Annotated in this window: 2 protein-coding genes and 1 pseudogene; all 3 read right to left on the reverse strand. The window is 39.9% G+C overall.

Translation table 11 applies throughout. From position 1 onward, the window contains the following. On the reverse strand, positions 1-1,871 hold a 1,871-nt coding region (locus tag M1G01_RS07665), incomplete at its 3' end, for an Sgo0707 family adhesin (RefSeq protein ID WP_425608336.1). Between the two features lie 361 nt (positions 1,872-2,232). Beyond that, positions 2,233-4,047 (reverse strand): G5 domain-containing protein, encoded by a 1,815-nt coding sequence (locus tag M1G01_RS07670; protein ID WP_000087620.1) that lies wholly within the window; start codon positions 4,045-4,047, stop codon positions 2,233-2,235. A 75-nt stretch (positions 4,048-4,122) separates the two neighbouring features. Continuing rightward, positions 4,123-6,564: pseudogene (gene padA, locus M1G01_RS07675) on the reverse strand (LPXTG-anchored isopeptide-forming adhesin PadA); the annotation flags it as partial.

Genomic DNA, 6,564 nt, shown 5'->3' on the forward strand with positions numbered 1-6,564 from the left:
AATTCCCAAGTACCGACGAAGTGGGCATCCGCTCCATTGATGGTTTCTGATGCCTTGTCGTAGGACTTGAAGCTCCAAGTGCCTTCTGCTGTCTTCACTTCCGTTTTACTTGGTTGCGTTGGTGTTGCTTGGCTACCGTCTTTCAAATCTGTTTGATCTGCAGGAAGCAAGGATTTCACTTCTTGTGGAAGTTCTTTGCCTGGCGTTCCGCTAACAAATTCGTGTGTTGCCTTGTAAGTTGGTGCTGGGGTGAATTCCCAAGTACCGACAAAGTGGGCGTCCGCTCCATTGATGGTTTCTGATGCCTTGTCATAAGACTTAAAGCTCCAAGTGCCTTCTGCTGTCTTCACTTCTGTTTTACTTGGTTGAGTTGGCGTTACTTGAGTACCATTAGACAAGTTCTTATCTGTCGCTGGAAGCAAGTCTTTCACTTCTTGTGGAAGATCTTTACCTGGGGTCCCACTCACAAACTCATGATGTTTTTCATAAAGAAGGGCAGTGCTTACCTGATTAGAAGGAGCTGATAAATTATCAACATGCAATGTTACAGTATTGTCAATCTTTTCAGGACCTTTTTCTTCTACTTTTTTGTTTGTAGCTGTTTTATAAGTGATAATAATCTCAGCGGCAGAATTTGATTTTATGTACTCAGGTGTCATTTTAACAGTAACTGTTTGACCTGACTTCTCAATCGTATAGTCACGTCCTTCTTGCAGAGTCACTCCACCTGATTCCACTTTAAGTCCTTGATAATTAAGGCGCTCATCAAATTTCTGAACCATTTCGATAGATGAAGGCGTTGCTAAAATGTCCTTACCTGGAACCGGAACTTTAAACGTAGCTTTATAGGTTACATCTTGTCCTTCCTTAGCTGGAATCTCTGTAGGATCCACTGCTAGAACAGGGCTCGGATCAATTTTTTCAATATAAAGACCAAAGACGGCCGAAGCAACCTCTGTTGATGAGTAACCAAAATTCATACTATTACTATTTGATCGAAGGGCAAAACCAGAGATATTGTTCTCAGAATAGCTACCGCTTGTAATCTGAGTTGCTACCCAAGCAGTTCGATCTCCTTGATCTTCCTGTCTTAAGACATTGGCATTATTCATCAAACGAAGATTAACATCATTTTGATAATCCTTAACATAGAAGGTTTCCTTCAAGTTGTTGGCATCCATTGCATCGATGTCTGTTGGCTTCATAACCAACTTCAAATCTGTCTCGGAACCATCTGCATAACGCAACTCTGCTGTTACATCCGCATCAAGCCAAAAAGCCTTATTCATAATGTAGTCATGAGCTGCATCTACATAGGGAACATTCCCAATTTCAAAAGCATTATTTTCCCACAATTCTGAAATAGAGAAAAATTCAACAGTAGATTTTTGAGCACTATTCATCTCAGATTCTGCCTGAGCAGTGTTTAGATAGTGAAGAGTTACCTTATTGAATTTTAAGTAAGCATCTACTTGCTTACCATTAACTGTCCCAATATTTGTGAATTTTAGAGAAAGAGGATTTTCAAAAACTTGATCCTGTTTTTTACTTTTATCTACTTTAAGAGTAAAGTTCTCCATCTCGCCTGGATAGGCACCACCCCAGAGATATTCATAGTGGGGATTCGATAAATGAAACTGATCAACAGCCTGTGATTTAGATAAAACACTAAAATTGTTGATGTTCAAATTAAACTTACGAATATCCAAGGTTGAGATATCCGTTCCGTTTTTTATTTCTTCTAAAGCCGCATAAGATTGAAGCGGAATAAGAAAAATAGAAAAAAGTAAAACGACTAGTCCGAGAAAAGCCTGTTTTTTTCTACTGAAAATAGTAGAAAAAGGCATTCTCATGCGATATTTCCATTTCATAATGTACCTCCAAAACTAAAAATGATTATTTGATCATTTCAAAAGAAATATTCATCTCATTCTAACACAAAGAAAGGGAAATTGAAAGCAGATATAAAAAAATATTTACTTTTTTGTATTTCCAGATTGTCAATTTTCGGTGAGAATAATTAAAATATCAAAATTTCAGAACAGGTGTTTACACTATGTAAATAGCTGTTTTATTGTTGAACCTATTATCACTCCATGAGTTTCATAACGTACTCAAGCTACACATAAACATTAATATATTTAATTTTTTATAAAAAAGAACCCAAGAATAAATTCTGGGTTCTTTTTAGTATTTCTCGTACAAAAGATGCTTTTGTACAATTAGAGAGCCTTAGTCTTTCTTACGAACGACAAAGCCTACTAGACCAGCGATAAATAAACCAATCATTGAAAGAAGACTGGTAGAAGCTGTACCTGTGCTTGGTAGAACTTTCTGTTCTTGGCTTGCAGTTTCTTCTTTCTTAGTGCTTTCAGCCTGGTTCCCTGTTGTTGCAGTATCATTCTTATCACCGTTGGTTGTTGTAGGAGTTACTTTCTTAGTTCCAACTTCGACAATCTCATCTACTGCTGGAGTGGTGATTGTGCTTGATTTCTCAACACGACCTGTTTCAACGCCATCTGTGTAAGTCACTGTATAAACAATGGTGCGAACACCCTTCTTACCAGCTATCTTCACTTGACGACTGCCTTCTGGAAGGTCTGCGTTCTGCACTTCTTTGACTTGGAAAGCAACTTCTTCTGTCTTCGTTTCTTCCTTAGTCGTTACAACTGGGGCTACTACTTTCTTAGTTCCAACTTCGACAACTTCATCTACTGCTGGAGTGGTGATTGTGTTTGATTTCACCTCGCGACCTGTTTCAACGCCGTCTGTGTAAGTCACTGTATAAACAATGGTGCGAACACCCTTCTTACCAACAGCTTTCACTTGACGACTTCCTTCTGGAAGATTTGGATTTGTTACTTCCTTAGTTTGGAAAGCAACTTCTTCTGTCTTGGTCTCTTCCTTAGTCGTTACAACCGCTGCTTTCTTAGTTCCAATTTCGACAACTTCGTCTACTGCTGGAGTAGTGATTGTATTTGATTTCACCTCGCGGCCTGTTTCAACACCGTCTGTGTAAGTCACTGTTTCAACAATGGTACGAACACCTTTTTGCCCAGCTGTTTTCACTCGGCGAACACCTTCGGCTAAGAGTGCATTTTCAACCTCACGAGTCTGGAAGGCAACTTCTTCAGTTTTGGTTACTTCCTTAGTCGTTACAACAGTTTTTGAACCTGTATAAGTAATCTTGTTTTTTGCAACTTTCTTAGTCTTGCGTGAAACTTCTTTACGAGATTTTTCAACACCATCCACTTTTGTCACTTCATAAGTGACTTCATCGATACCTTCTTCACCTTCTTCAACACGCGTTTGACCTTTATCCAGTGCTGGATCTACTTTCGTTTCTTCTTTGAAAGCAACTTTTTCCTCCACAGTCACTGTTTCTTTGGTTTCAACACCTGTTTTCTTAGTTCCAACTTCGATGATTTCTTCTACTGGTTCTTTAATTACTGTTTGGTTCTTTCTATCACGTTTTTTCTCAACGCCATTTACCAAAGTAACATCCCAAACAACTTTCTTCTGACCTTTTTCTCCCGCTTGTTTTACCTTTCGAGTACCTTCAGCGAGGTCTGCATTGTTTTCTGTCCGAGATGGGTAAGGAATCTCCTCAGTAGTTGTGACTTCTTGATGTTCTTCTTTTAAATCTCCCCCAGTGAGAAGTGCCTCAGCCTTAGCTTTTAAAGAATTGTAGCGAGCTTCAAGCGCCGCAAAACTTTTTTGACCTTCTGGACTCTTCATTGCCTTCTTTGCAGTCTCAAAAAAATTCTTTGCTTCTTCTACATCACCCTCTAGGAGTTCTTTATTATCCTCATCTGGACTATTTGTAAAATCCTTAATTGAAGATTCTATACTATCAAGCATTCTTTTGAAAGTATTTGCAATACTTCGCTCTTGGCCATCTGGAATTTCTTCATCTTCCGCTGGTGTCTCTTCCGCATGCACTGTTGGAATTTGATACAAGTCGGGAGCTACATGATAAGTGGCTACTCCAAGTGCATTTAAAGCAAGTATAGAAATTCCTAACTTTAATAATTTTTTTCTACTCATTATTCTTTCCTTAACACTTTCAATATACAGTAAGGAGAAGAGTAAAATTTTCTACTCTCCTCTTACTATATGATACTAACGTTCAGCTTTACGCTTCCAAACTAGAAGTCCAGCAAGTCCTAGAGCTAGGGCTGCAAGTACTCCAAAGATTGAAGATCCTTCAGAACCTGTATTTGGCAATGTTTTCTTAGGTTCTGCTGGAGGAACGGTTCCACCTGGTGGCGGAGTTTGTGGTTTTTCTGGTGTTGGTGGTGTTGGTGGGAACACCACAACTTTGTTGGTAGTTTTTGGCTTTGGATTATGGTTAAAGCTTACTTCAGCTGTATTTGGTACACCACCAGTGAATTTTGTAAAATCTGTTCCTTCTTTGAAGTTAGTGTAAAGTACAAGACGTACGGTACTTCCCTTCAAGGCTTCAAGAACATCCTTATCGCTGATTTCAAAAGTCACAACATTGCTAGTTTCATCGTAAGTAACAGTAGCAATTGCTTCTAAATCTTTACCTACTAATTCACCGCGGTCATTTGAAACTTTAGACAATTTATCAATAGCTGCTTGAAGCTTGGTTTGAGCTTCTTTTAGTTTCTTGATTTCATTTTCAAGTTTCTCTTGTTGTTGTTTCTTATCAGCTGGTGCCAATTCTGATTCTTTCTCAGCTGGTGCTTGAAGTTTAGCCAAGTTTTCTTCAGCTGCTTTCAACTCTGCTTCCAAGCTTGCAAGATCTTGACTTGGCTCGCTAGTTGCAGGTTTCTTATCTTCTGATGCAGAAGAATCAGATGTAGCTGGAGTTGTTTCTTCAGCAGCTGTTGCTGGAGTAGCTGGTGTTGTAGTTTCAGCTGGTTTAGCTGGCTGCGCTGCCTTAGCTGCTTCCAACTTCGCTTTCAATTCAGCTACTTTAGCTTCCGCTGCCTTGAGTTCTTCCTTCTTACCAGTCTCTGTTGAAGTCTCTTCTGTTGACTTGCCTGTCAAAGCTTTGAGTTCTTTCTCAGACTGTTCAAGTTGAGCTTGAAGAGTTGCTTTGATCTTGTCAAACTGAGCATTTTCAACTTTAAGAGCGATACGGTCTTTGTTGACTTTCAAGACTGAATCGATTTTATCAGTGATCGTAAAGCTAGTCAAGTCTGTCTTGATAAGACGACCATATTGATCCTTCTTAGCATTTCCGTTTTCATCTACTGGATCTGTTGGAACCGGTGTAGTGATATCGAAGCGGAAGGTATCTAAAGCGTTTGGTAAGTGGTAGTCTTTATCAGGTTTAGATCCATCTTCTGGCCCAACTGTCTTAGCAGGTTCACCTGGTGTTGGATCTGTTGGTTTTTCTGGGTCACGCGGTTTCACCGTTACTGGTTTTGTTTCCTTGTTACCAGATTGACCATTCGCATCCTTGAAGTTGACAGTTGCTTTGTTTGGTACCAATTGGTCCTTATAAGCTTTCAAATCGCTATTCGCTTTGAGTTTAGCTGGAATATACAATTGGATTTCTTTGAAACCTTTCAATCGAGCGAAATCTTTCACTTTCACAGTGACTGTATTTCCCTTAACACTTGTTTCAAGGGCACCATTTGCATCACGACCATCCACATAGGCTACTGGCGTATCAGCGATTGCCAAGACCGGTTCGAGTGTATCTGTGACTGTGAACTCTTTGTACTTATCAATATCTTTTGGCAAAGTTGTATTGACATTATACATGTATGGTGCGTCGTATTCCACATCCAAGTGGTCCAAGGTACGATTAATCTTCTTAGAAATTTCTGGTTCTGGTTCTTTTGGAACGACTACCGGAACTTTATTCGAATCTTTGTGTAGCCCTGGTTTGTGTGGGAACTTCGCGTCATAAGAAGCTGTATTTGGAACAGTGAATCCACGATCTGTTAGATATGGAGTCAAATCAGCTCCCGCTTTAATCTTCGCAGTGAAGCTCAATTCAACTGCTTGACCACCATTTGCTTTCACTTGCTCTTTTGTAAGTGTCAAGGTAATGGTTTGACCTTCTACCTTGATTTGGCTAGCGTCAAGCGCTTGGCCATTCAAGCTCGCGTTTGCTGAACCTGCATAATCAAGAACAGATTCAAGTGTATCACTTACACTGAAGACTGTCGCATCTGTTGGAACACTTGTTTTCACGTTGTAGGTGAAGACTTGATCACGATCAGCGAGTGTTTCTTCAGCTTTCGTGTTGACATCTTTCTTGATTTCTGGCTCTTCTGGAGTCGGTGGCGTTACTGGAACTTCATTGGAATCCTTAGTGAAGCCTGGTTTGTTTGGAAGATCTACCTTGTAAGCTGCCTTGTTCGGAACCTTGATTGACTTATCTTCTGTTACATAATCAGACAAGTTAGCACCCGCTTTGATCTTAGCGTCGAAAGTTAATTCAACAGCTTGACCAGCACTTGTTTTAGCTTGTTCTTCTGTAAGCGTCAAGGTAATGGTTTGACCTTCTACCTTGATTTGGCTAGCCTCAAGCGCTTGACCATTCAATTTAGCACTTGAAGTTCCTGCGAATTCAAGAACGTC

The sequence above is a fragment of the Streptococcus oralis genome (assembly GCF_023110055.1).
Lineage (GTDB): Bacteria > Bacillota > Bacilli > Lactobacillales > Streptococcaceae > Streptococcus > Streptococcus oralis_BY.